Source organism: Qipengyuania sp. (genome assembly GCF_043423005.1).
Classification (GTDB): Bacteria; Pseudomonadota; Alphaproteobacteria; order Sphingomonadales; family Sphingomonadaceae; genus Qipengyuania.
The window spans coordinates 1-22,716 of record NZ_JBHWMI010000004.1 but is presented as its reverse complement, the minus strand read 5'-3'; the positions used below and the strand labels follow the sequence as shown (position 1 = coordinate 22,716).

21 protein-coding genes and 2 tRNA genes are annotated in these 22,716 nt (G+C 65.6%); 6 read left to right on the top strand and 17 right to left on the bottom strand.

What is annotated here, in order from left to right; genetic code table 11:
- Positions 1 to 48: 48 nt before the first annotated feature.
- On the bottom strand, positions 49 to 678 hold the full coding sequence (thiE, locus tag ACHFFA_RS00415) for a thiamine phosphate synthase (RefSeq protein ID WP_394268861.1): 630 nt from the start codon (positions 676 to 678) through the stop codon (positions 49 to 51).
- Here thiE and ACHFFA_RS00410 point away from each other — a divergent pair.
- The gene (locus ACHFFA_RS00410; protein WP_394268860.1) at positions 677 to 1,141 is read left to right on the top strand and encodes a hypothetical protein; all 465 of its coding nucleotides are present in this window, start codon (positions 677 to 679) and stop codon (positions 1,139 to 1,141) included. The two genes, thiE and ACHFFA_RS00410, sit on opposite strands and share 2 nt — an antisense overlap.
- A gap of 3 nt (positions 1,142 to 1,144) precedes the next feature.
- Here the strand turns inward: ACHFFA_RS00410 and ACHFFA_RS00405 are convergent, their stop codons facing one another.
- The 5 genes from ACHFFA_RS00405 to tkt all read right to left on the bottom strand — a co-directional run bounded on the left by ACHFFA_RS00405 (position 1,145) and on the right by tkt (position 6,882).
- Entirely contained in the window at positions 1,145 to 2,032 is an 888-nt protein-coding gene (locus tag ACHFFA_RS00405) for a fructose bisphosphate aldolase (protein WP_394268859.1), read from the bottom strand.
- Positions 2,033 to 2,111: 79 nt separating this feature from the next.
- Positions 2,112 to 2,594 (bottom strand): PaaI family thioesterase, encoded by a 483-nt coding sequence (locus ACHFFA_RS00400; RefSeq protein WP_394268858.1) that lies wholly within the window; start codon positions 2,592 to 2,594, stop codon positions 2,112 to 2,114.
- Complete coding sequence (locus ACHFFA_RS00395) at positions 2,591 to 3,793, bottom strand: phosphoglycerate kinase (protein WP_394268857.1); 1,203 nt, start codon at positions 3,791 to 3,793, stop codon at positions 2,591 to 2,593. The genes ACHFFA_RS00400 and ACHFFA_RS00395 overlap by 4 nt, the downstream gene beginning before the upstream one ends.
- Before the next feature lie 74 nt (positions 3,794 to 3,867).
- Positions 3,868 to 4,875: a type I glyceraldehyde-3-phosphate dehydrogenase gene (gap, locus tag ACHFFA_RS00390; RefSeq protein WP_394268856.1), complete on the bottom strand. Its 1,008-nt coding sequence runs from the start codon at positions 4,873 to 4,875 to the stop codon at positions 3,868 to 3,870.
- 15 nt (positions 4,876 to 4,890) lie between these two features.
- Positions 4,891 to 6,882 carry a transketolase gene (gene tkt, locus ACHFFA_RS00385; protein WP_394268855.1) on the bottom strand — a complete coding sequence of 664 codons (1,992 nt, stop codon included), beginning with the start codon at positions 6,880 to 6,882 and terminating at the stop codon, positions 4,891 to 4,893.
- Positions 6,883 to 7,047: 165 nt separating this feature from the next.
- On the opposite strand from tkt, the gene ACHFFA_RS00380 reads away from it, so the two are divergent.
- From ACHFFA_RS00380 to ACHFFA_RS00365, 4 genes are all read left to right on the top strand, one after another.
- Positions 7,048 to 7,248 (top strand): hypothetical protein, encoded by a 201-nt coding sequence (locus ACHFFA_RS00380; protein WP_394268854.1) that lies wholly within the window; start codon positions 7,048 to 7,050, stop codon positions 7,246 to 7,248.
- Complete coding sequence (locus ACHFFA_RS00375; protein WP_394268853.1) at positions 7,245 to 7,580, top strand: cell division protein ZapA; 336 nt, start codon at positions 7,245 to 7,247, stop codon at positions 7,578 to 7,580. Before ACHFFA_RS00380 ends, ACHFFA_RS00375 begins: the two co-directional genes overlap by 4 nt.
- A gap of 184 nt (positions 7,581 to 7,764) precedes the next feature.
- Entirely contained in the window at positions 7,765 to 8,379 is a 615-nt protein-coding gene (locus ACHFFA_RS00370; RefSeq protein ID WP_394268852.1) for a 5-formyltetrahydrofolate cyclo-ligase, read from the top strand.
- A complete protein-coding gene (locus ACHFFA_RS00365) occupies positions 8,376 to 8,591 on the top strand; it encodes a DUF2842 domain-containing protein (RefSeq protein WP_394268851.1) in 216 nt (71 codons plus the stop codon). Before ACHFFA_RS00370 ends, ACHFFA_RS00365 begins: the two co-directional genes overlap by 4 nt.
- A gap of 42 nt (positions 8,592 to 8,633) precedes the next feature.
- Here the strand turns inward: ACHFFA_RS00365 and ACHFFA_RS00360 are convergent.
- The 5 genes from ACHFFA_RS00360 to ACHFFA_RS00340 all read right to left on the bottom strand — a co-directional run bounded on the left by ACHFFA_RS00360 (position 8,634) and on the right by ACHFFA_RS00340 (position 13,593).
- A tRNA-Asp gene (locus ACHFFA_RS00360) sits at positions 8,634 to 8,710 on the bottom strand.
- 121 nt (positions 8,711 to 8,831) lie between these two features.
- Complete coding sequence (locus ACHFFA_RS00355) at positions 8,832 to 10,199, bottom strand: dihydrolipoamide acetyltransferase family protein (RefSeq protein ID WP_394268850.1); 1,368 nt, start codon at positions 10,197 to 10,199, stop codon at positions 8,832 to 8,834.
- 5 nt (positions 10,200 to 10,204) lie between these two features.
- Positions 10,205 to 11,284 (bottom strand): alpha-ketoacid dehydrogenase subunit beta, encoded by a 1,080-nt coding sequence (locus ACHFFA_RS00350; RefSeq protein WP_394268849.1) that lies wholly within the window; start codon positions 11,282 to 11,284, stop codon positions 10,205 to 10,207.
- Complete coding sequence (locus ACHFFA_RS00345) at positions 11,281 to 12,597, bottom strand: 3-methyl-2-oxobutanoate dehydrogenase (2-methylpropanoyl-transferring) subunit alpha (RefSeq protein WP_394268848.1); 1,317 nt, start codon at positions 12,595 to 12,597, stop codon at positions 11,281 to 11,283. The genes ACHFFA_RS00350 and ACHFFA_RS00345 overlap by 4 nt, the downstream gene beginning before the upstream one ends.
- A gap of 78 nt (positions 12,598 to 12,675) precedes the next feature.
- Entirely contained in the window at positions 12,676 to 13,593 is a 918-nt protein-coding gene (locus ACHFFA_RS00340; protein WP_394268960.1) for a thymidylate synthase, read from the bottom strand.
- A gap of 127 nt (positions 13,594 to 13,720) precedes the next feature.
- On the opposite strand from ACHFFA_RS00340, the gene ACHFFA_RS00335 reads away from it, so the two are divergent.
- Positions 13,721 to 13,797: transfer RNA gene (locus ACHFFA_RS00335), tRNA-Pro, on the top strand.
- A gap of 126 nt (positions 13,798 to 13,923) precedes the next feature.
- Here the strand turns inward: ACHFFA_RS00335 and ACHFFA_RS00330 are convergent.
- The 6 genes from ACHFFA_RS00330 to ACHFFA_RS00305 all read right to left on the bottom strand — a co-directional run.
- On the bottom strand, positions 13,924 to 15,069 hold the full coding sequence (locus ACHFFA_RS00330; RefSeq protein ID WP_394268847.1) for a hybrid sensor histidine kinase/response regulator: 1,146 nt from the start codon (positions 15,067 to 15,069) through the stop codon (positions 13,924 to 13,926).
- Complete coding sequence (locus ACHFFA_RS00325; RefSeq protein WP_394268846.1) at positions 15,066 to 15,632, bottom strand: chemotaxis protein CheB; 567 nt, start codon at positions 15,630 to 15,632, stop codon at positions 15,066 to 15,068. Before ACHFFA_RS00325 ends, ACHFFA_RS00330 begins: the two co-directional genes overlap by 4 nt.
- Entirely contained in the window at positions 15,629 to 16,453 is an 825-nt protein-coding gene (locus ACHFFA_RS00320) for a CheR family methyltransferase (protein WP_394268845.1), read from the bottom strand. Before ACHFFA_RS00320 ends, ACHFFA_RS00325 begins: the two co-directional genes overlap by 4 nt.
- Complete coding sequence (locus tag ACHFFA_RS00315; RefSeq protein ID WP_394268844.1) at positions 16,453 to 19,872, bottom strand: response regulator; 3,420 nt, start codon at positions 19,870 to 19,872, stop codon at positions 16,453 to 16,455. Before ACHFFA_RS00315 ends, ACHFFA_RS00320 begins: the two co-directional genes overlap by 1 nt.
- Before the next feature lie 148 nt (positions 19,873 to 20,020).
- Positions 20,021 to 21,517, bottom strand: coding sequence for a putative bifunctional diguanylate cyclase/phosphodiesterase (locus ACHFFA_RS00310; protein WP_394268843.1), 1,497 nt, complete (start codon positions 21,515 to 21,517; stop codon positions 20,021 to 20,023).
- Positions 21,518 to 21,752: 235 nt separating this feature from the next.
- Positions 21,753 to 22,716, bottom strand: a 964-nt coding sequence (locus ACHFFA_RS00305; RefSeq protein ID WP_394268842.1) for a sulfotransferase family protein, incomplete at its 5' end; no start/stop codon positions are given.

Genomic DNA, 22,716 nt, shown 5'->3' with positions numbered 1-22,716 from the left:
TCTCCTCGGACGCCCACCGGCGGGCGCCTTCCTGTTGCGCAGAATAACTTACGAGGCGGCGATTTGCTCCGCGAAGGCACGCACCGCGGCGGCTTCGTCACCGTTCCAGACCGCTCCCGAGACTGCGAGGAAATCGGCCCCGGCCTCGATCAGCGGACGGCAATTGGCCGGGGTGATGCCGCCAATCGCGACCGACGGGATCTCGACCATCTCGTGCCACCATTCGAGCAGTTCGAGCTCGGCCCGGTGCTCGCTATCCTTGGTGGTGCTGGGAAAGAAGGCTCCGAAGGCGACATAATCCGCCCCCGCCTCGCCTGCCTCGAGCGCCAGATGGCGCGAGGCGTGGCAGGTGACGCCGATCTGCGCCTCGCGCCCCAGCGCATCGCGGGCTTCCGCAACCGTGCCGTCGCTTTGCCCGAGATGGACGCCATCCGCGCCGAGCCGCCTGGCCAGCGCGATGCTGTCGTTGACGATAAAGGCAACGTCGCGGGCGGCGCACATCTCCTGCAGCGGGGCGGCTAGCGCGGCCGCCTCGTGCTGGTCGACGCCCTTCACCCGGAACTGGAACGCGGTGACGATCCCTGCCCCCGCATCAAGCGCACGGGCGAGCCGGTCCGGAAAGGTGCCGCCTACGTCGAGGGGGGATATGAGATAGAGCTGGCATGGCGTTTCGGTCATGGCGAAGCGCCTTAGGCGTCCTGCCGATGCCCGCCAAGCGTTCGGGTGGCGTTCATGGGCGGCAGCACACCAATTCGCCATGTCCGGTATCTTCTCCACGCTCGCCGCAGGTCTTGCCGCCACTTTCACGATGGCCGCCGCCACGGTTTCGGCAGTCGCGCTCGGCGAAACGCAGCAGTTGGCTCCCGACATCGCGATCACCCCGCTCGCGGTGGTCGAGGACAGCCGCTGCCCGCCCGATGTAAGGTGCATCCAGGCGGGCAGGCTGGTGGTCGAGGCGGAACTGCGGCACGGTGCCGACACAAGCCGCCCGATCCTGGCGCTGGGCGAACAGATGCGCGTGAAGGGCGGGATGCTGACCTTCACCTATGCGACGCCTCCTGCGCCGGCGCGGGGCGGAAGCGGCGATGAGACACCGCCGCTTCGCCTCGGCTACAGTTATACGCCCGATACTGCGGGCTGACCCTTAGGCCACGCTGGCGGCGTGGATCTGGTCGATCGCCTTGCTCAAGGTGCCGTCGAAATCGCTATCGCTTTGCTGATGGCGCAGTTCCTGGAGCAACCCGCGGCTGAAGCTGGCGATCATGCCGGGGTTCTGCGCCAGCTTCTCGCAGGCTTCATCGGTCGAGAAGCCGCCCGACAGCGCGACCACGCGCAGCACCCTGGGGTGGCTGATGAGCGGCGCATAGAGCCCCGCCTCGCTCGGGATCGACAGCTTGAGCATCACCTGCTGGTCATCGGCCAGCGTATCGAGATGCCGCAGGATCGCGTCGCGCAGCAGGGTCTCTCCCTCCGCCCGGTCGTCGGCGGTGATGTCGTATTCGGGTTCGAGAATCGGCATGAGACCGGCGCCGAGGATGCGGCGCCCTTCCTCGAATTGCTGCGCCACGACAGCCTCGATTCCGCCAGGGCTGGAGCGCTTGATGACGCTGCGCATCTTGGTGCCGAATACGCCCTTGGCCTTTGCCCGGGCACATAGCGCCTCGAGATCGGGCATCGGCTTCATCAGCTGGACCCCGTCGGCCTCGTCCTCGAGCCCCTTGTCGACCTTGAGGAACGGCACCACGCCGCGCTCTGCCAGACGCTGCGGCACCGGCACGCCGCCGCTGGTTCCGTCCATCGTCTTTTCGAACAGGATCGCGCCGATGACCTTGCCATTGCCGAAGCACGGGCTTTCGATGATCCGTTCGCGCATCTGGTGGATGAGGCCGAACATCTCGTCCTCGTCAGCCCAGCTGCCGTCTTCGATCCCGTAGCCCTTGAGCGCCTTGGGTGTGGAGCCGCCCGACTGGTCCAGCGCCGCGATAAAGCCCTGCCCGTCACGCGTCCGCGCTGTCATCTGCTCGAAATTCATGTGTCCTCGCTTGCCAGAAGGTGCATTCGTATGCGGACGGCGCATAGCGAGGTCGCCCAAGGCCCGCAACGGCGAGGTTTTATATCTCCGTGCGGGACAAAGCGTGGTCGCGCTCGGTAATCTTGCGGATGATTCCGGTGAAGGCGAGCGCGGCTCGGCCGTTGGCCAGCAGCGTGCCGCGCGCATAGATCGTCTTGCCGCCGGCGCGCACGACCTCGCCGGTCGCCTCCATCAGTGCACCCGGCGGGACGGGTTCGAGAAAGTCCCCTGCCAGATGCATCGTGACCCCGCGAGCCTCCCCCAGCGCCTCGCGCGCCACGAAGAACAAGGCCGCGTCGGCAAAGCTCATCAGGCAGCCGCCATGCATGAAGCCGCCGTTGTTCATGTGCCGCGCCTCGGCCCGGAATGCGAGGCGGCCGGCACCATCCACGCCGCGGTATTCGTAATAGGGCCCGGCGTTGTGTTCGAACGGGTCGATGTCCCACAGGTGCCAGCCAGCAAACTCGCCCTCGGTTTGAAGGCGCGGTTGAAGCCGCTCCAGCCGGCCCTGCGCCTCGCTCATCCCTTGAGCGCGGCGACGCCCGGAAGATCGCGCCCCTCGAGCCATTCGAGAAAGGCGCCGCCCGCCGTCGAAACGAAGCTGAACTCGTCCTTCACCCCGGCATGGGCCAGCGCGGCAACCGTATCGCCGCCGCCGGCCACGCTGGTCAGCGATCCGTCCTGCGTGAGCGCGGCAGCGGTTCGTGCCAGCGCCACCGTGGCTGCGTCGAACGGCTCGATCTCGAACGCGCCCAGCGGGCCGTTCCACACCAGCGTACGGCAGGTCTTGAGCACGTCGCCCAGCGATTCAACCGCCTGCGGGCCGACGTCGAGGATCATCTCGTCCGCGGCGACCTCGTGGACGTTGCAGGTGCGCCAGCTGGGCGGATTTGCGGCGAACTCCCGGGCCACGACGACATCGTAGGGCAGATGCACCGTGCACCCCGCATGATCCGCGGTATCCATGATGCGGTTGGCGGTTGCGAGCAGATCGTGTTCGCACAGCGACTTGCCCACATCGACCCCGCGCGCAGCCAGGAACGTATTGGCCATCCCCCCGCCGATGATCAGGTGCTGCACCCGGCCGACGAGGTTTTCGAGAACGTCGAGCTTGGTCGAGATCTTGGCCCCGCCCACCACCGCGGCGACGGGCGGCTGCGGGTTGCCCAGCGCTGCGTCGAGCGCGCGCAGCTCGGTCTCCATTGCGCGCCCGGCGTATGCGGGCAGGCAGCGTGCCAGCCCCTCGGTCGAGGCATGGGCACGATGCGCGGCCGAAAAGGCGTCGTTGACATAGAAATCGCCATGCGCCGCCATGCCGCGGGCGAAGTCGGGATCGTTGGCCTCTTCGCCCGGCCAGAAGCGGACATTGTCTAGGAGGCCGATATCGCCGTTGCGCAGGATGCCGATCGATTGCTCCACCACCGGGCCCATAACCTCCGGGATGAACATGATCTCGCGCCCGAGCACGCGGGTGACGTCGCCCTGGACGAGGCTCGTGCTCATGGTCGAGTACCGCCTGCCCTCAGGCCGTCCGAAATGCGCCAGCAGCAGCACTTTTGCGCCGCGATCGGCCAGTTCGAGGATGGTCGGTCGCACCGCTTCCACCCGGGTGACGTCGGTTGCCGACCCATCCTTCATGGGCAGGTTGAGATCGACCCGCACCAGCGCGACCTGGCCGGAGAGATCGGCCGGAAGATCGTCGAGCGTTCTGAAATCCGGCACAGCGGCCTCCCTTCGCCCCGAACCAGTCGTGGGCCTCGTCTTGATTGAGCGCGCCGCGGCGCAGGCAGGCGATGTTACAGGTACTTCGCCATGACGCCCGCGGTGTCGATCATGCGGTTGGAGAAGCCCCATTCGTTGTCGTACCAGCTGACCACCCGGGCAAGCTTGCCCTCGAGCACGGCGGTCTCGAGGCTGTCGACCGTCGAACTTGCCGGATGGTGGTTGAAATCGCTCGAGACGAGCGGCTGGTCGGTATAGTCGAGCACGCCCTTCATCGCCCCCTCGGCGGCGGCCTTCAGCGCGGCGTTCAGTTCCTCTGCCGTGGTGTCGCGGCCGGGGACGAAGGTCAGGTCGATGAGGCTGACATTGGGCGTCGGCACACGGACCGAAGAGCCATCGAGCTTGCCCTTGAGTTCGGGCAACACCAGGCCGACCGCGCGCGCCGCACCGGTGGTGGTGGGGATCATGTTCTGCGCCCCGCCCCGCGCCCGGCGCATGTCGCTGTGCATCTGGTCGAGCATGCGCTGATCGTTGGTGTAGGAATGGATCGTGGTCATGAAGCCGCGCTCCACCCCGACCGTCTCGTGCATCACCTTCGCCACCGGAGCGAGGCAGTTGGTGGTGCAGCTGGCGTTGGAGACGACATCGTCTTCGGCGGTCAGGGTATCGTGGTTGACGCCGTAGACGATGGTCTTGGACACGCCGGTTGCCGGGGCGGAAATGAGAACCTTCTTCGCGCCTGCCGTGATGTGCGGCCGCGCGCCCTCGTCCGACTGGAAGAAACCGGTGCATTCGAGAACGAGATCGATGCCCATGTCACCATGGGGAAGACTGCCCGGCTCGCGTTCCGAGGTCACGCGGATGGTCCTGCCGCCGACGACGATGCTGTTGCCGTCAACCTCGACCTTGCCGGGATAGCGGCCGTGGGTGCTGTCGTACTGGAAAAGCAAAGCGTTGGCGTCGGTCTTTGCCAGATCGTTGATTGCGACCAGTTCAAGATCGTGATCGTCCCGTTCGAGAAGCGCGCGCGCGACAAGGCGGCCGATGCGCCCGAAACCGTTGATTGCAACCTTCGTCGCCATGCCAGAAGCTCCTGATTAGCCGTTCAATTTGTTGATGATTTGCGGAACGATCGCGTCCGCCGTGAAGCCGAATTTGCGGAACAGATCTTCCGCCGGGGCCGAAGCGCCGAAGCTGTCGATGCCGATCGCAAGCCCGTTGGTCATCGTGTAGCGTTCCCAGCCGAACGTCGTCCCCGCCTCGATGCTGACCCGCAGGATCTGAGAGGGATCGACATTGGGCAGCAGGTCGTCACGATAGGACCGATCCTGCTCGTCGAACAGCTGGGTACAGACCATCGAGACGACATCGGCGCCGATCCCCTGCCCTTCGAGCTGCGCTGCACATTCGAGCGCCAGATGCACTTCCGAGCCCGTCGCGATCAGGATGACCTTGCGCGCCGCATCGGCCGCCTTGAGGCGGTAGGCTCCGCGTGCGGACAGCCCCTTGTCATGCGTGCTGCTGCGGACCTGCGGCAGGTTCTGCCGGGTAAGCGCAAGCACCGTCGGGCGGTCGTGCTGCCGCAGGGCGATGTCCCAGCATTCCGCGGTTTCGATCGCATCGGCGGGCCGCATGACGAGAAGGTTCGGGATCATCCGCAGCGATTGGAGGTGTTCGATCGGCTGGTGGGTCGGTCCGTCCTCGCCGAGGCCGATGCTGTCGTGCGTCATCACATAGACGACGCGGGTCTGCTGCAGGGCCGAAAGGCGGATCGCGCCGCGGCAATAGTCGGTAAAGACCAGGAAGGTGCCGCCATAGGGGATGATGCCGCCATGTAGCGCCATCCCGTTCATCGCCGCCGCCATGCCGAATTCGCGGATGCCGTAATAGATGTACCGGCCGGAATAATCCTGCGCCGTCAGCGGTGCGATGCCGCCGGCCTTGGTGTTGTTCGAGCCGGTAAGGTCGGCGCTGCCGCCGATGGTATCGGGAAGCTGGCGATTGATGACGTCCAGCGCCATCTCGCTCGCCTTGCGGGTGGCGACTTTGACCGGATCGGCCAATAGCCCGGAGATATGGTCATCCAGGCTGAATTCAGCGGGAAGATTGCCGGCCATGCGCCGCTCGAACTCGGCCTTGCGCGGGTGTTCGGCGGCGCGGCGCGACCATTGCGCGCGCACGTCCGCGCCGCGGCGCCCGGCCTCGCGCCAGTCGTCGACGATCTCGGCGGGCAGCTCGAACGGGTGCGAGGTCCAGGCAAGCGTCTCGCGCGAGGCGGCGATTTCCTCGTCTCCGAGCGGGGCGCCATGGGTTGCGTGCGTGCCCTGAAGATTGGGCGCGCCCTTGCCGATGATCGTGCGGCAGGCGACCAGCGTGGGCCGCGGATCGGCGGCGGCCTCGTCCAGCGCGCGGCGGATGTCGGCGAAATCATGCCCGTCGCACGCGGTCACGTGCCATCCGGTCGCCGCATAGCGGGCCTTGATATCCTCGCTGGTGGAAAGGTCGGTCGATCCGTCGATGGTGATGCGGTTGTCGTCCCACAAGACCGTCAACCGGCCAAGACCGAGATGGCCGGCAAGGCCGATCGCCTCGTGATTGATGCCTTCCATGAGGCAGCCGTCGCCGGCGATGACCCAGGTGCGGTGATCGACCAGCTCGTCGCCGAAACAGGCGTTCAGGTGACGCTCTGCAATCGCCATGCCGACGGCCATCGCCAATCCCTGGCCCAGCGGCCCGGTGGTGCATTCCACCCCGTCGAGCAGGAAGTTCTCCGGATGGCCGGCACACGGGCTGCCCAGCTTGCGGAACTTGCGCAGATCCTCAATCGTCGGGTGGGCGTAGCCAGTCAGATGCAGCAGCGCATAGATCAGCATCGAGCCATGCCCGGCGCTGAGCACGAACCGATCGCGGTCCGCCCAGTCCGGCGCGGCGGGATCGTGCTTGAGATATTCCCCCCACAGCACGGTTGCCACATCGGCCATGCCCATCGGCATTCCCGGGTGACCCGAGTTCGCCGCCTGAACCGCATCCATGCTGAGCGCCCGGATCGCGTTCGCCATCTGCACGAGGCGGGCGGTATCGAGGCTCATGCGAACATACTCCGTGGGATCAGTCGATTCGATGCGGGCGAAGCCATTGCGGAGGGCCGCTGCAAGGTCAAGCCGCGTGCCCGGAACGGCCCGGTGCGCAACGGCTGTGAACTGGTCGCCATAAGCCTTTGCATCGGGCGACAAACTTGGTAACCGGCACACCCGATGAGCGACCCCCGGATCAATCAGGCGATCGATCGGATCGAACGCGCCGCCGCGCGAATTGAGCGGCAAGCCGGGCGCTGGACCGATGCAGACTCTGGCTCGGGCGACGCTGAACTCGTGCGTCAGAACGAGACCTTGCGCGCGGCGATCGGCGAAAGCATCGCCCGGATCGACGAACTGATCGCGGAGATCGGGGGATGAGCGACGTTCGCCTCAAGGTCGGCGGCAGGTTCTATACTCTCGCCTGCGGGGACGGCGAGGAAGAGCGGGTGCGCGAACTCGCCGCCCGGGTCGACGAGAAGATCAGGGCGATGGAATCGGGCGTGCCGGCGAACGAGGCGCGCGCGTTGCTGTTCGCCGCGATCTTCCTCGCCGACGAGATCGACGAAGCACGAAAGGCTGCGCCGCAACCTGCGCCGCCCCCCGCGCCCGCCTCATATGACGCCGACGAGCTTGCCGCCACGCTCGAGCGGGTTGCGGCGGCACTCGAAAATGCGGCCACCGCTCTTGAGGGGCGGGCGCCGGACGCCTAGATAGAACGCGGCGGGACTGCCCGGCACGAGCCGATCGAAAATCCCTGAGGCTATAAGCAATCCTTGGGAGTTGTCCCTGCTCCGGCAACCAGGCCCCTGCATTCTTCGGAATGGAACCTGGGACCTGGGGCATACGGCGCCCACCTGACGTGTCTGGCGTCAGAGGATTTCAAGGCACCGACCCATGGTGGTTCCGCCACATCTTTCACGGCACGGGAATGGCACGCTGGACAAGGACGCACTGCGCAAGGAACTGAGGATGCGCCGGCGCGAGCACGTCGCCGCGCTGCCCCCGTCGATGCAGGCGCTGGTCTTCCACCGCCCCCCGGCCCCGCTGCTCGAACTGGTGCCCGAAGGGGCGCGGATCGGGCTCTACCGCGCCGGCCCGATGGAGGCGCCGCCGGCCTCCTACGCGCGGTTCTTCTTCGAACGGGGCCATGCGCTGTCGCTGCCCCGGTTCGAACACCGCGCCGCGCCGATGCATTTTGCCGCCTTTGTCGATCCGTTCGAAGAATGCGATCTCGAGATTGGACCCTTCGGACTGCTGCAACCGGCAGCCGATGCCCCGGTGGCGACGCCCGAGGTGCTGATCGTCCCGCTGGTGGGTTTCACCGCCGAAGGCCAGCGCCTTGGCCAGGGCGGCGGTCACTACGACCGCTGGTTCGCCGCCAACCCGGGTGCGCGGGCCATCGGGCTGGCATGGGATTGCCAGCTGGTCGGTACCTTGCCGACCGAGGCGCATGACCATCCGCTCGACGCGGTCGTCACCCCGACACGCATCTATGGACCCTTCGCATGAGGACCGAACCCACCTGGCGCATCCCGATCGGCCTGCTCGCGCTGCTGCTGGCGCTGCTGGCCTATGGACTGGTGATCGCGCGCTATGTGCCCGAGGTGATCGGCGGCTGGCCCGGCCTCTTGCAGGCGGGGGTCTATCTGGTGCTGGGGCTGAGCTGGCTGCTCCCCCTCAAGCGCTACCTGCGCTGGATGGAAACCGGCAACTGGCGCTGAAGCGCCCGGCCAGCGGGGAGTAGCGATAAGAAAGGTCCCAAGTGGCGCGAGTGACGGGACTTGAACCCGCGACCCTCGGCGTGACAGGCCGATACTCTAACCAACTGAGCTACACCCGCGCATTCGCGCGTCAGCGCCTCTTGGGAGCCGCGCTACTAGGCCGCGGCTGAAATCCTGTCAATGCGGTTTTCCGGCCTTTCTGGTCCTTTTTCGACCCGGCAAATCAAGGCGCCCGAACGGTCACGCGACCAGGATCAGGGCCGGCGTCTCGAGCAGGTTCTTGAGCGCCTGGACGAAGCTTGCCGCGTCGTAACCATCCACCACCCGGTGATCGCAGCTGATCGAGATGTTCATCAGCTTGCGCTTCTCGATCCGTTCGCCGCCGGCACCGTCGCTGACGTACATCGGCCGCTCGATTATGCGGTTGGGGCCGATGATGGCGACTTCCGGGCGGTTGATCACCGGCGTCGTCGCCACCCCGCCGAGCGGGCCGAGCGAGGTGACGGTAAGGGTGCCGCCCTCCATGTCTTCCTTCTTCGCAGTGCCCTTGCGCGCATCGTCTGCCAGCCGCGTTATCTCGTTGGCGAGCTGCCACGGGTTCATGCCTTGCGCATTCTTGATGACCGGCACCATCAGCCCGGCGTCGGTCTGCGCCGCCATGCCCATGTTGACCGCGCCGTGACGGGTGACGACCCCCGCCTCGTCGTCGTAGCGCGCATTGATCATGGGGAAGTCGGGCAAGGTCTTGCAGATCGCGCTGATCAGCAGCGGCAGGATGGTCAGCTTCGGCCGCTCGCCGCGATTGGCGTTGAGCTGCGCGCGCAGAGCCTCCAGATCAGTGACATCCACCTCCTCGACATAGGAGAAGTGGGGGATGTTGCGCTTCGACGCGGCCATGTTCTCGGCAATGCGGCGGCGCATGCCGATGACCTTGCGCTCCTCGTCGGGGCGGCGCGGGGCCGAGCCGGCATAGCGGGCATTGTACGACAGGAACTGGTCGAGGTCGCCGTGACGCACGCGGCCATCGCCTGCGGGGCGGACCTCGGCGAGATCGACGCCAAGTTCCTTCGCCCGCTTGCGCACTGCAGGAGAGGCGAGAACCTTGCCCTCACGCGTTTGTCCTGAGCCTGTCGAAGGGTCGCCGCTTGATTTTGCAGTCCCGGAAGGAGGCGGCGCTGCGGCAGGTTCTGCACGAAGGCTATCCTGTCCTGCGGCCGCAATCACCTTGTCCGCATCGCCGGCATCGGGGTTCTCTGCCTCGATCCGGGTCGCGACCTCGTCATCCCTGGGTGCCGGAGCCGCTTCGACAGGCGCAACCTCGTCCGCGCGCGTCTCCTCGTCGCCCGTGCCGTCGTTTGTGCCCTCGCCCTCGATCTCGATCACGACCAGCATCGAACCGATGGCGACCATGTCACCTTCCTCGCCGGCAATCTCGAGGATCTTGCCGGTCACCGGGCTTTCCATCGGCACGGTCGCCTTGTCGGTCATCATGTCGACGAATTCCTCGTCTTCGCGCACGATGTCGCCGACCTGCTTGTGCCACTGGACGATTTCCGCCTCGGCGATGCCTTCACCGATATCGGGCATATTGAAGGTGAACTTGGTCATCGGGATCAATCCTGCAAAATCTTGTCGAGTGCATCGCCGATGCGGATGGGGCCGGGGAAATAGGCCCATTCGAGGCTGTGCGGATAGGGCGTGTCGAACCCGGTTACCCTCTCCACCGGGGCTTCGAGATCATAGAAGCAGCGTTCGGTTACAAGCGCCGACAGTTCGGCGCCGAACCCGCTGGTGCGGGTCGCCTCGTGGACGATCAGGCAGCGTCCCGTCTTGCGCACGCTTTCCTCGATCGCCTCGATGTCGAGCGGCACGAGCGTCCGCAGGTCGAGCAGATCGGCGGATACGCCCCGTGCCTTGCATACCGCCTCGGTCACGTGGACCATCGTGCCATAGGCAAGGATCGTCAGGTCCTCGCCCTCGGTCACGCGCCGTGCCTTGCCAAGGGGGATGGTGTAATGCCCCTCGGGCACCAGGCTGGCGTCGAACTTCTTCCACGGCTGCACCGGCTGGTCGTAATAGCCCGAGAACGGTCCGTTGTAGATCCGCTTGGGTTCGAAGAAGATCACCGGATCGTCGTCCTCGATCGCCGCGATCAGCAGGCCCTTGGCGTCGTACGGGGTCGAGGGAACTACCGTCTTCAGGCCGGCGACATGGGTGAAGATCGCCTCCGGGCTCTGGCTATGGGTCTGCCCGCCGAAAATGCCGCCGCCGAAGGGTGACCGGACGGTCATCGGCGAGATGAACTCACCGGCCGAACGATAACGCAGTCGCGCCGCCTCGCTGACCAGCTGATCGAACCCGGGATAGATATAGTCGGCGAACTGGATTTCGGGCACGGGCCGCAGCCCATAGGCCCCCATCCCGACCGCCGCGGCGATGATCCCGCATTCGCTGATCGGCGTGTCGAACACGCGGGTCTTGCCGTATTTCTGCTGGAGCCCGGCGGTGCACCGGAACACCCCGCCGAAATAGCCCACGTCTTCGCCCATGACGACGACGCTGTCGTCGCGTGCCATCGACACGTCGAGCGCGTCGTTGATGGCCTCGATCATGTTGAGGCGCCGTTCGGCCTGGGCTCCGGCGCCGGTTTCGGCGGCGTTCGCGGGCGCGTCCTTGGCTTCGATCTCGCTCATGCGTTGGGCAGCCCTTCGGGAAACTTGATCTCGCGTTCGCGGATGGCCTGCGCCGCCTGCTCCTGGAGGTGCCAGGGCAATTCCTCGAAGACGTCCTCGAACATGGTGTGGAACGGGTGGTGGAGCCCGTGGCCGAGGATCCCGTTGGCCTCGGCTTCCTTGGTGACCGCCTTGACCTTCTCCGCCGCTTCGAGGTCCATGCGCTCCTGCCGGTCCTCGTCCCATTCGCCGAGCGCGATGAGGTGGTTCTTCAGGCGCATGACGGGATCGCCCAGCGGCCATTCCTCGCGTTCCTGCGCGCTGCGATAGCCGCTGGGATCGTCGGAGGTGGAATGCCCTTCGGCACGGTAGGTGAAGAACTCGATCAACGTCGGCCCGGCGTTGGCGCGGGCGCGGTTGGCGGCCCAGCGTTCGGCGGCATAGCACGCCAGCGGATCGTTGCCGTCTACCCGCAGCCCGGCGAGGCCATAGCCCAGCGCCCGGGCAGCGAAGGTCGTCCGCTCGGCCCCGGCGAAGCCCGAGAAGCTGCTGATGGCCCACTGGTTGTTGACCACGTTGAGGATGACCGGCGCATTATAGACAGTGGCAAAGGTGCAGGCGGCGTGGAAATCGCCCTCTGCCGTGCTGCCCTCGCCCACCCAGGTGGCGGCGATCCGGCTGTCGCCCTTGATCGCGCTGGCCATCGCCCAGCCCACCGCCTGCGGAGTCTGGGTCGCCAGATTGCCGCTGATGGTGAAGAAGCTGTGCTCGCGGCTCGAATACATGATCGGCAGCTGGCGGCCCTTAAGCTTGTCGCCCCGGTTCGAGTAGATCTGGTTCATCATCTCGATCAGCGGATACCCGCGCTGAATCAGGATGCCCTGCTGGCGATAGCTCGGGAACACCATGTCGTCCGCCGCCAGCGCCATCGAGGCGGCCACGCTGGTCGCCTCCTCGCCGGTGCACTTCATGTAGAAGCTGGTCTTGCCCTGCCGCTGCCCGCGGAACATCCGCTCGTCGAAGGCGCGGGTCAGCGCCATGTGACCGAGCATGGCGCGCAGGGTATCGGCGTCGAGCTTGGGGTCCCACGGACCGTGGGCCCGATGATCCTCGCCCAGCACCCTCACCAGACCATAGGCCAGATCGTGCATCTCGGCCGGCGCGGCGGTTTCATCGGGGCGCGGCTGGGTGCCGGCGGGGGGAACGGCGATGTGCGAGAAGTCGACCTTGTCGCCCGGGCGGAAGCGCGGTTCGGGCACGTGCAACGCCAGTCCGGGGCGGTTGCCCCCTTGCATTCCCTGCCCGTCGCCACTGCCGGGGCCTGTCTCGGCCATAAACTCTCTCCAGACGCAATCTTGCATTGCTGCGTTATTTTATTTCGCGCCCTTTAGACGGTCAAGCCGCCGGCGGCGTCACACCGCCACCGGCGCACTGAGCGGGGCGTGGGGGGTGTAGTCGCGAACTGCGAAATCCTCAATCCGGTAGTCAAACACGGTTGGAGGGCGCCGCAGAATGTCCAGCCGGGGGTGGCCGCGAGGTGCGCGGGAAAGCTGTTCCTCGACCAGGTGACGGTGGTTGAGGTAAAGGTGGGTGTCGCCCCCGCTCCACACCAGCTCGCCTGGCTCGAGGTCCACCTGCTGCGCGATCATCCGGGTCAGCAGGGCCGCCGACCACAGGTTGAACGGCAGACCGAGCGCGACATCGCAGCTGCGCTGATAGAGCAAGCACGACAACCGCCCGCCCGCGACATGGAACTGGTAGGTCTTGTGACAGGGCGGCAGGGCCATCCGTTCAAGCTCGGCGACGTTCCAGCCCTCGATGATATGCCGGCGGCTGCCCGGATTGTCGCGCAACGAGGTGACCACCTCGGCCACCTGGTTGATCCCGGCACCTTTCTCGTACAACCCGTCGGGGCGATAGCGGTAGGTCGGCCAGTCGACCCACTGCTTGCCATAGACCGGGCCAAGCTCGCCCCAGCGCGCGGCAAAGCCCTCATCTTCCGCGATCCGGCGAACGAAGGTGTCGAGCGGCAGCTCGTCGCCCGTTTCCCGGACATAGCGGGCATGGGGCCATTCGTTCCAGATCCTGACGCCTTGCAGAACCAGCGGGCGGATGTTCGTCTCTCCGCTAAGGAACCACAGAAGTTCGCGGGTGGCGGTTTTCCAGTATACCCGCTTGGTCGTGACAAGGGGCATGGCCCCGCCCGCAAGATCGAACCGCAGCATGGCCCCGAACACCGCGCGGGTGCCGATCCCGGTGCGATCGATCCGTTCCTCGCCCTCGGCCCAGATGCGGGCCATGAGATCGAGATATTGCTGTTCGTAATGCATCTGGGTCACGCCGCAGCCTTAGGCCGCGGGCGCGGAAATTGCCCGCTTGCATGGCCGGCAATCCACACCTATAGGCCGCGCCTGCCTCGCCCTCGCAGCGTTTCGAAACGCCGCGGGTCGCGCCGGTCGGGGAGTAGCTCAGCCTGGTAGAGCACTGTCTTCGGGAGGCAGGGGCCGGAGGTTCGAATCCTCTCTCCCCGACCAACTAACCGTCGGTTTTCTGCGGTTTTCGCGCTCCGCAAAGACAGGGGCCAGAGCCACATTTTGAACCTCTCGGGCCATCTCCCGATCGAACCGCAGGCGTGACGTGCCGGGAACCCCGAGGCAGCCTCAGCCCGCGGTCGAGAGCGGAAGGCGAGCCTCGAAGGTGCTGCCTTCGCCCGGCGTGCTGCTGACCAGCCTGACCTGCCCGTCATGCAATTCGACGAGCTGCTTCACCAACGCCAGCCCGATGCCCAGCCCGTCGCCGACGACGCCGGTGCCGTTTTCGACCTGTTCGAAAATCTGGAAGATGCGCTCCTGCTCTGCCGCGGGGATGCCGATGCCGCTGTCGGCGACGGTGATCACCGCCCAGCGCCCCTCGGTTCCCGTCGCAATCTGGATCTCGCCCGGCTCTGGCGTATATTTGACCGCATTACCGACAAGATTGCTGATGATCTGTTTCAGCCGCGCCGGATCGGCGTCCAGCATGATCGGCTCTGCCGGCCCTTCGACCGTGACGACATGGCCCGCCTGCTCGATCCCCGGCCGCAGGATCTCGAGCGCGAAGGAAACCCGCTCTGCGAGGTCGACCCGCTCCTTGCGCAGCGAGATCTTGCCCTGCTCGATCCGCGCGATGTCGAGCAGATCGTCGATCAGACGGCTCATGTGGTCGAGACTGCGCTGCATGTGCGAGCGCAGTTCGTCGACGCCGAACTTGTCGCTCCCGCGGTCGAAGAGGCGCAGCCCGGCATAAAGGCTCATGATCGGGTTGCGCAATTCGTGGCCCAGCACCGCAAGAAAACGGTTCTTCTGCTGATCCGCGGCTTGCAGGCGCCCACCGAGCCGGGCCAACTCGTCGCGCTGCGCGGCGACGCGGCGACGCTGCTCGTAAAGGTCGAGGAACACGCTCGCCTTGGAGCGCAGCACGTCCGCCTCGATCGGCTTCTGGATGAAATCGACGGCACCGGCCTCGTACCCGCGAAAGCGCCGGCTGGCATCGCCCGTGCCGGCAGTGACGAAGATGATCGGGATATGGCGCGAGCGTTCGTTGGCCCGCATGAATTCGGCCAGTTCGAACCCGTCCATTCCCGGCATCTGCACATCGAGCAGCGCGAGTGCATATTCGTGCCGCAGCATCAGTTCCAGCGCATCCTCGCCGGTGCGTGCGGTATCGCAGACCAGCCCTTCGCGTTTCAGCAAGGCTTCGAGGGCAAGGAGGTTTTCGGGCAGGTCGTCAACCAGCAGGAACCGGATGGGATCGGCAGATGCGGTCATCGGGCGCTCGTTGACGTGAGGTGCGTTACAATTTGCTGAAGATCCATGACCAGCGCACCCGGGGCCGCGGCCAGTGCGGCGGCGGGCATCGTCGCGACCTCGGCACTGGCGGGATCCTGGACGATCGTCGTCCCGCCGGCCTCGCCGACCAGTTGCAATCCGCGAGCACCGTCATCATTGGCGCCGGTCAGGACGATCGCGGTCAGCGCCGGCCCGAACACATCGGCGGCGGTTTCGAACAGGACATCGATCGCCGGGCGCGAATGGTTGACCGGCTCGTCAGCCGACAGGGCGAGCGCATCGGGCGTCTCGATCAGCAGGTGGTAGTCGGGCGGAGCGAAATAGATCGTTCCGGGAACGAGCGGCTCCTTGTCCTCGGCTTCCTTGACCGGCAGCGCGCATTTTTGCCCGAACAGCTGGATCAGCGCATTGTCCTTGCGCGGCGGAATGTGGATGACGACCAGGACCGGCAGCGGGTAATTCGCGGGCAAGGCGCCGAGGATGGCGGAAAGCGCCTGCACCCCGCCCGCCGATGCGCCGATGACGATGGCAGCGGCGCTCATGCGGCCATCTTTCGGTAGATCTTTTCTTCCCGGTCGAACTCGCGAAAGGCATCCGCATGGGCGGAAAAGCGCAGACTTTCCTTGGAACCGAGACCGAGAAAGCCCCGCCGGACCAGCGATTCGCCGAACAATGCAACCGCACGATCCTGCAACGGCCGATCAAAATAGATCAGCACGTTGCGGCATGAAATCAGGTGCATTTCACCGAAAGCGGCGTCGGTGACGAGACTGTGGTCGGAAAACACCGTCTGTTTGCGCAAGGATGCATCGAAGACCGCCCGTCCGTAAGCCGCGGTATAGTAATCGGACAGCGAAGTCCGGCCGCCCGATTGCTGATGGTTTTCGGTGAACTGCCGGATCCTGTCGAGCGGATAGACGCCCGCCTGTGCCGCGTTCAACGCCGCGGGGTTGATATCGGTGGCGTAGAACATGGTCTTGTCGCCCAGCCCCTCCTCGCGGAACAGGATGGCGAGGGAATAGAGTTCCTCCCCTTCGCTGCAACCGGCCACCCAGACCTTCAGCGACGGGTAGGTCCTGAGATGCGGCACCACCTTCTCGCGCAGGGCCCGGTAGTAGGACGGATCGCGAAACATCTCGCTGACCTGCACGGTCAACCAGTCGAGCAGGACCGGCAGCATCGTCTCGTCATGCAGCACCGCGGATTGCATCGCCGATATGCTGTCGAAGCCCAGCCGTTGGCGGGCCTGCGCCAGCCGCCGCTTGATCGAAGCGCGGGCATAATGGCGAAAATCGTAGTGGTAATGCTGGTAGAGCGCATCCAGCAGAAGTTCGATCTCGATATCCTCGACCCGGTTGCCCATCAGCGGGGCATCCAGACGCGCACCAGCGACAGCAGCTTGTCGACGTCGATGGGCTTGGCCATGTAATCGTTGGCGCCTGCCTCGAGGCACTTGCGCTGATCGTCGGGCATGGCCTTGGCCGTCAGCATCAGGATCGGCAGCTTGCTCCACGCCTCGTTCGCACGGATCTTGCGGGCGGCGGCAAGGCCGTCCATCACCGGCATCATCACGTCCATGAGGACGAGGTCGATGCGCTTGTCGGGATCGCTTTCTGCCGCTTCCAGCGCGTCGAGTGCCTCCTGCCCGTTGCGGGCGATCTGCGTCAGCGCCCCGCGCGGTTCGAGAACGCTGGTCAGAGAGTAGACGTTGCGCACATCGTCCTCGACGATGAGGATGCGCTTGCCCTCGATCGCGGCGTCGCGGTGGCGCGCCTTCTCGATCATGCGGCGTTGTTCCGCAGGCAGGTCGGCGACGACCTGATGCAGGAACAGCGAAACCTCGTCGAGCAGGCGCTCGGGCGATTTTGCGCCCTTGATGATGATCGAACTGGAATACCGCTGGAGCCGCTGCTCCTCATCTGCCGACAGGTCGCGGCCCGTATAGACGATGACCGGGGGAAAGCTGCCCTCGCCCTTCTGGCTGAGGGTTTCGAGCAAGGTGAAGCCCGAAGCGTCGGGCAGCGACAGGTCGAGCACCATGCAATCGTATTCGCCGGTGCCGAGTTCCTCGAGGCAATCGGCCGCGGTTCCCACGCCGACGGTTTCCACGTCCCGCGAACGAAGCAGCGAACACACCGCCTCGCGCTGTACGGCGTCGTCCTCGACCACCAGCACCCGCCGCATGCGCGATGTGAACTTGGCCTGCAGCTTGGCGAGAACGCTGGCCAGCTCCTCGCGCTTGGCGGGCTTTTCGAGGAACCCGACAGCACCCAGTTCGAGCGCGGTCTGGCTCTTCTCTTCGCCCGAAACGACGTGGATCGGGATATGCCGCGTCTCGTGCTGCTGCTTCAGCTGGTCCAGCACGGTGAGGCCGGAATGGTCGGGCAGCCCGATGTCGAGCACGATGGCGTGCGGCCGATAGCTCGTCGCCAGCTCGATCGCCTCCTGCGCGGTGCCGGCGATAATGCACTGGAACCCCAGTTCGCGGGACAGTTCGCACAGGATCCGGGCAAAGGTCGGGTCGTCCTCGATTACCAGGAGCAGGCGCTTGCCCTCGTTGAGGGCGTCGCGATCATCGGCAATCGCGTGGAGTTCCCCCGGGACGCGGGGCCGGGCGGTGCCGGCCGACCTGCCCTCGCCATGGGCAGCGCGCGCCGGAAGGTCAGCGTTATCGCCGGCCCGTGCGGGCGCGGTCTCACGCTCGCCCACGCGGGCCGGGTCGTACACGACCGGGAGAGTGACGATGAAGCTGCTGCCCGATCCCAATTCGCTTTCGAGACGGATCGTCCCGCCCAGCAGGCGCACCAGTTCGCGTGTGATCGACAGGCCGAGCCCGGTCCCGCCGAACCTGCGGCTGATCGTCCCGTCAGCCTGCCGGAACGCCTCGAAGATGAGATCGCGCTGTTCGTCCGAAATGCCGATCCCGGTATCGCGGACCGCGATCGCGATGCTGTCGTCGGGGGCCGGGGCAAGTTCGAGCTGCACGCTTCCCTGCTCGGTGAACTTGAGCGCGTTGGAAAGCAGGTTCTTCAGGATCTGTTCGAGCCGTACGCGATCGGTCTCGATGGTCGGTTCGAGGCCGGGTGCCAGCGTGACCTCGAACGCAAGGCCGCGCTCGCGCGCCACCGGTTCGAACAGCTTGCGCATGTCGCTCGCCACCCGCTCGGTCGATACCGGAGCCGGCACGATCTCGACATGACCGGCCTCGATCTTCGAAAGGTCGAGAATGTCGTTGATCAGCGTCAGCAGGTCGTTGCCCGAGGATTCGATGGTTTGGGCAAAGCGCACCTGCTCGTCCGACAAATTGCCGTCCGGGTTGTCGCCCAGCAGTTTCGACAGGATGAGCAGCGAATTGAGCGGCGTGCGCAATTCGTGGCTCATGTTGGCGAGAAAATCCGACTTGTACTGGCTCGCCTGTTCCAGTTCGCGCGCCTTGAGGGTCAGGTTCGCCGCTGCCCGGCCCAGCTCGTCACGCTGATTTTCGAGCGTCTGCGCCTGTTCCTCGAGCTGACTGTTGGTCTGTTCGAGCTCGACCTGCTGCAATTCCAGGCGCGCCTGCGATTCCTTGAGAGCGGCGCCCTGCTCTTCCAGTTCCTCGTTCGAGACCCGCAATTCCTCGCTCTGCGCCTGCAGTTCGCCCGCTTGGCGCTGGGTTTCCTCCAGCGCATCCTGCAAACGGGCGCGAAACCGGGCCGAGCGCAAGCTTACGCCGATCGCGCTGCGCGTCTGTTCCAGAAGATCGAGGACGCGCGGCTGAACGGGTTCGAAGAAGCCGAGCTCGATCACTGCATTGACGGTCTCTTCGGTTTCGGCCGGCATGATCACCAGATGGCGCGGAGAATCGCGGCCGAGTGCGGAACCGATCGTCAGATATCCTTCGGGCACATCATTGAGGACGATCGCCTGGCCATCCGCCGCCGCCTTGCCGAGCAGCCCTTCTCCAACGGCGAAAGACGTCGGAACAGGGGCGTCAGCCGGCACGCCCAGGGTTGCCGTGCGCTTGAACACGCCGCCCTCGCCCTTGAAGATCGCGCCTGCGGAGCACCCCGTCCGATCGGCAAAGAACTGGAGGATGGTGGCGGAAAGCTGTTGCAGCGACTGGTCGCCGATCATGGCATGGGCAAGGTCGACTTGCGCAGTCTCGAGCCAGCGGCGACGATGCTGGCTGCGGGCCGTGCGGAGCAGGAGCAGGAAGATAGCGATCGCCAGGACGGCGCCGATGACGCTCGCCCCGACCGCGCCGGTGACCGTAGCGCGCGAGGCGGCGGCATGTTCGGCAACCCGGTTGGCACGGATGCCGAGTTCGGTCTCGGTCATCTCCTCGATCCGGCTGCGCACCTGCGCCATCGTCTCGAGGCTGGTTTGTGCATCGACGAGGCGATCGGCCTCCTGCATGTCTCCGGCGCGCAGGGCCGCGACCCCCACGGACAACTGATCGAGCTTACGCTGGATTGCGGTCCTCAGCTCGATGTATTTTTCGTGCTGGGCAGGATCGTTGCGGGTGTGATTTTCGAGTTTCGCGAGGCTGCGCCGGGCAGCGGCGGAACCGTCCTCATAGGGCCTCAGGAATTGCTCGTCGCCGGTCAGGTGATAGCCGCGCTTGCCGGTTTCGGCATCGAGCACCTGGATCATAAGATCATCGAGCGTGGTCAGTACCTCGTGCGTGTTGCGGATGCGCGTCTCGCTCGCGCGGATATTCTGCACGTTCGAATAGGCCGAAAGGGCGCTGAGGACGAAAAAGCCAAGGCCGAGAACGAGCCCGGCAAGAGACCACCAGCTCAACCCGTCGCGAAGGGGGAGCCTGCTTGTGTTGTCAGTCAAAGATTGCTTGCCCTGAAGCTGATGGAACGTCGACGCCTAGCCGCAGGTGATCCCTTCGATCAACACCCATGCAACGGCTATCGTCCGAAGGCGCTGCCGGAATGAGGCGTCAACGCCTCGCACGCTGCGCCACCTGCACCCGCGGATCGGCTGCGCCACCGATCGCTTCCGGCCGGCCGAAGTGATATCCTTGCAAATGAGTGCAGCCGGCGGCGCGCATAGCGTCCGCATGCTGCGCGGTTTCGACGCCTTCGGCCGTCACGGTCAGGTCGAGCGAGCGGGCGAGCGAGACGATCGCATCGACGATTGCGGCGCTGCGCGGCGACCCGGCAGAGGCTGCCTGCACGAATTCGCGATGGATTTTGACCGCGGAAAGGTTGAGCCGTTCCAGATAGCTGAGCGAGGAGGAGCCGCGCCCGAAATGGTCGAGCACCAGCTTTACCCCCAGAACGTGCAGGCTTTGCAGCAGCGCGAACAAGCTGTCGTCGATGCCGGCGAAGATCGTCTCGTCGAATTCGAGCATCAACCGGTCGGCAGGCAGCCCGCTCGATGCCAAAGCCTCGACCACGCTTTTGAGGAACGCCGGATCGAGCAGCTGCACGGTCGAGATATTCAGCGACAGGCAAATCGTGTCGTCCCACCGGGCCGCCTCGGTGCAGGCCTCGCGCAGCACCCAAGCCCCGATCTGCTGGATGATCTGGCGACTTTCCGCCAGCGGGATGAACAGATCGGGATAAAGCAGACCGCGGACCGGATGATGCCACCGCACCAGCGCCTCACGGCAGACGATCGCTTCATCGCCCGCGCCAACGATCGGCTGATAACACAGGCCGAGCTGCCCGTGCTGCAAGGCCAGCGACAGATCGCCTTCGAGCAGTTCGCGTTCCTCGATGGCCGCGCGCATCTCGGGGCGATAGACGACGCTGGTGCCCCGCCCCCGCCGCTTGGCCTCGTAAAGCGCAAGGTCGGCATTGCTGGTGAGCGCGGAAGCGCCCGGCGCTCCTGCCGCAGCGATGACGATCCCGATCGAGGCGCCGATGCACAATTCCTCGGCGTTGACCACGAACGGCATCTTGACCCGCGCGATCAGCCGGTCGGCCAGCTTCTTGGCCGCGGCATCGTCGGCCGCATCCGCGACGATCACGGCGAACTCGTCACCGCCCAGCCGTCCGACGATGTTGGCCGGACCGACCACTTCGCGGAATCGCCGGGCAACATCGACCAGCACCGCGTCCCCGGCGCGGTGGCCGTGCGCATCGTTGATCTTCTTGAAGAAATCGAGATCGATCAGCATCAGCGCGATGCCCGGGCGCGAACCGCCATGAACTTCGGACAGCAATTCCTCGAACCGTTCGCGGAAGTGACCCCGCTCGACCAGCCCGGTGAGACTGTCGTGGCGCGAGGCGTGGAGTAATTGCCGGTTCGCCTCATCGAGCGCCTTGCGCTTGCGATTGACCTCGCGAAAAGCCCTGAAGATACCGCACGCCAGCACAAGAGCGCCGACGAACCCGATCGCCAGCATCACGGTCAGCACGTGGCCCGGTGTGACGAGTTCGGGGATCGGCGCGGAGGCGGCGATCGCGAAGGGCGATGCGTCAGTCTGCACTGTTCCCTCCCCGGTGCGAAACCTGCCGCCCACAGCGCCCGCATCATGCAGAACGCCCGGCCCTTTTCGCACGAAGGGTTTAAACCTCGCCTACCTTGCAACCTTAAAATTTGCCTTACGCCGCCCCCATATCCTCGCCCCTGAGGGCGACAAAGGTCACGGGTGGCTCACGCCGGATACGCTGAACGAAGATGGTTAACGGCCACCTGGTCGCCGCGTTTCTTTCGCTGCTGTCTTAGGAAGTTACGCGGTTGCGTGCATGGAAACGCCAGGCCGAAAGGTCGCGATCAAGGAGCCGTTCCAGACGGTCCAGATCGGGTTCGACGAGATCGCTCATCAAGGCCCGGTCCGCGGATGTCATCGGCGCTGGCCGGGTGCCGGACCGGTAGACGAACTTGCGCGCGACAGCGACCGCCGAGCGCACCGATGCCACCGCCGATGCGGGCAGGACACCGCGCACCACGCGCCCGAGCCGCTGGTTGTGCGTAAGCCGGGCCGCAGCGCGCGCGGCGGTCCCTTCAAGCAGCACCGTCTCGTTCTCGAACACCATGCCGATGTCGTGCGACGGCAGGCCGAGGAACCGAAACACCGGATCGAGCCCGCCTGCACCGACCAGGTCTTCGAAGAACACCACCAATCGCTCGGCCTCGGGCACCTCGGCGAACAATCGCGCCACCTGTTCGAAATAGAGGCTCGAGAAGACATACCGCCAGCCGTACATCCACGTGTCACGCGCGCCGGAGCGTTCGTGGGCGATTGCTTCGGCGAAAGTCGCTGCCGGCTCGCGCATCCGCGAGCGTTGATACTGATAGGCGGAATAGGCGCGGGCGTAGGGATCGCGCAGTACGGCGATGAAACGGGCATCGGGCGACGCCGCGCGGGCAAGCGCTATCGCGTCGGGCGATTGCAGGTACATCGTGCTGGCATCCAGCCGGTACCGAGCGTCTTGTGCCCCGGCAAAACCGGACAGGTAGGTTTCCAGATCGACATAGCTGATCGAGTTGTGCGGCGTGACCCGATCATAGCTTTCGCCATCGGGACTGAGCAGTTCATAGAGCTTTTCGCGCGATGCGGGGGTCTGGGCGAAATACATCGGCTCCTTGAAGGGGTGGAGCGCGATTTGCGGGTGCTGGTCGAGCGCGGCGGCAAGGCTGGTCGTGCCTGCCTTCATCGCCCCCGGAACGAAGAGGTTCGAGTAT

Coding starts and splice junctions, on each gene's coding strand:
- ACHFFA_RS00410 (WP_394268860.1), top strand. CDS start 677: ATGGCGAAGCGCCTTAGGCGTCCTGCCGATGCCCGCCAAGCGTTCGGG.
- thiE (WP_394268861.1), bottom strand. CDS start 678: ATGACCGAAACGCCATGCCAGCTCTATCTCATATCCCCCCTCGACGTA.
- ACHFFA_RS00405 (WP_394268859.1), bottom strand. CDS start 2,032: ATGAATTTCGAGCAGATGACAGCGCGGACGCGTGACGGGCAGGGCTTT.
- ACHFFA_RS00400 (WP_394268858.1), bottom strand. CDS start 2,594: ATGAGCGAGGCGCAGGGCCGGCTGGAGCGGCTTCAACCGCGCCTTCAA.
- gap (WP_394268856.1), bottom strand. CDS start 4,875: ATGGCGACGAAGGTTGCAATCAACGGTTTCGGGCGCATCGGCCGCCTT.
- tkt (WP_394268855.1), bottom strand. CDS start 6,882: ATGAGCCTCGATACCGCCCGCCTCGTGCAGATGGCGAACGCGATCCGG.
- ACHFFA_RS00380 (WP_394268854.1), top strand. CDS start 7,048: ATGAGCGACCCCCGGATCAATCAGGCGATCGATCGGATCGAACGCGCC.
- ACHFFA_RS00375 (WP_394268853.1), top strand. CDS start 7,245: ATGAGCGACGTTCGCCTCAAGGTCGGCGGCAGGTTCTATACTCTCGCC.
- ACHFFA_RS00370 (WP_394268852.1), top strand. CDS start 7,765: ATGGTGGTTCCGCCACATCTTTCACGGCACGGGAATGGCACGCTGGAC.
- ACHFFA_RS00365 (WP_394268851.1), top strand. CDS start 8,376: ATGAGGACCGAACCCACCTGGCGCATCCCGATCGGCCTGCTCGCGCTG.
- ACHFFA_RS00355 (WP_394268850.1), bottom strand. CDS start 10,199: ATGACCAAGTTCACCTTCAATATGCCCGATATCGGTGAAGGCATCGCC.
- ACHFFA_RS00350 (WP_394268849.1), bottom strand. CDS start 11,284: ATGAGCGAGATCGAAGCCAAGGACGCGCCCGCGAACGCCGCCGAAACC.
- ACHFFA_RS00345 (WP_394268848.1), bottom strand. CDS start 12,597: ATGGCCGAGACAGGCCCCGGCAGTGGCGACGGGCAGGGAATGCAAGGG.
- ACHFFA_RS00340 (WP_394268960.1), bottom strand. CDS start 13,593: ATGCATTACGAACAGCAATATCTCGATCTCATGGCCCGCATCTGGGCC.
- ACHFFA_RS00330 (WP_394268847.1), bottom strand. CDS start 15,069: ATGACCGCATCTGCCGATCCCATCCGGTTCCTGCTGGTTGACGACCTG.
- ACHFFA_RS00325 (WP_394268846.1), bottom strand. CDS start 15,632: ATGAGCGCCGCTGCCATCGTCATCGGCGCATCGGCGGGCGGGGTGCAG.
- ACHFFA_RS00320 (WP_394268845.1), bottom strand. CDS start 16,453: ATGGGCAACCGGGTCGAGGATATCGAGATCGAACTTCTGCTGGATGCG.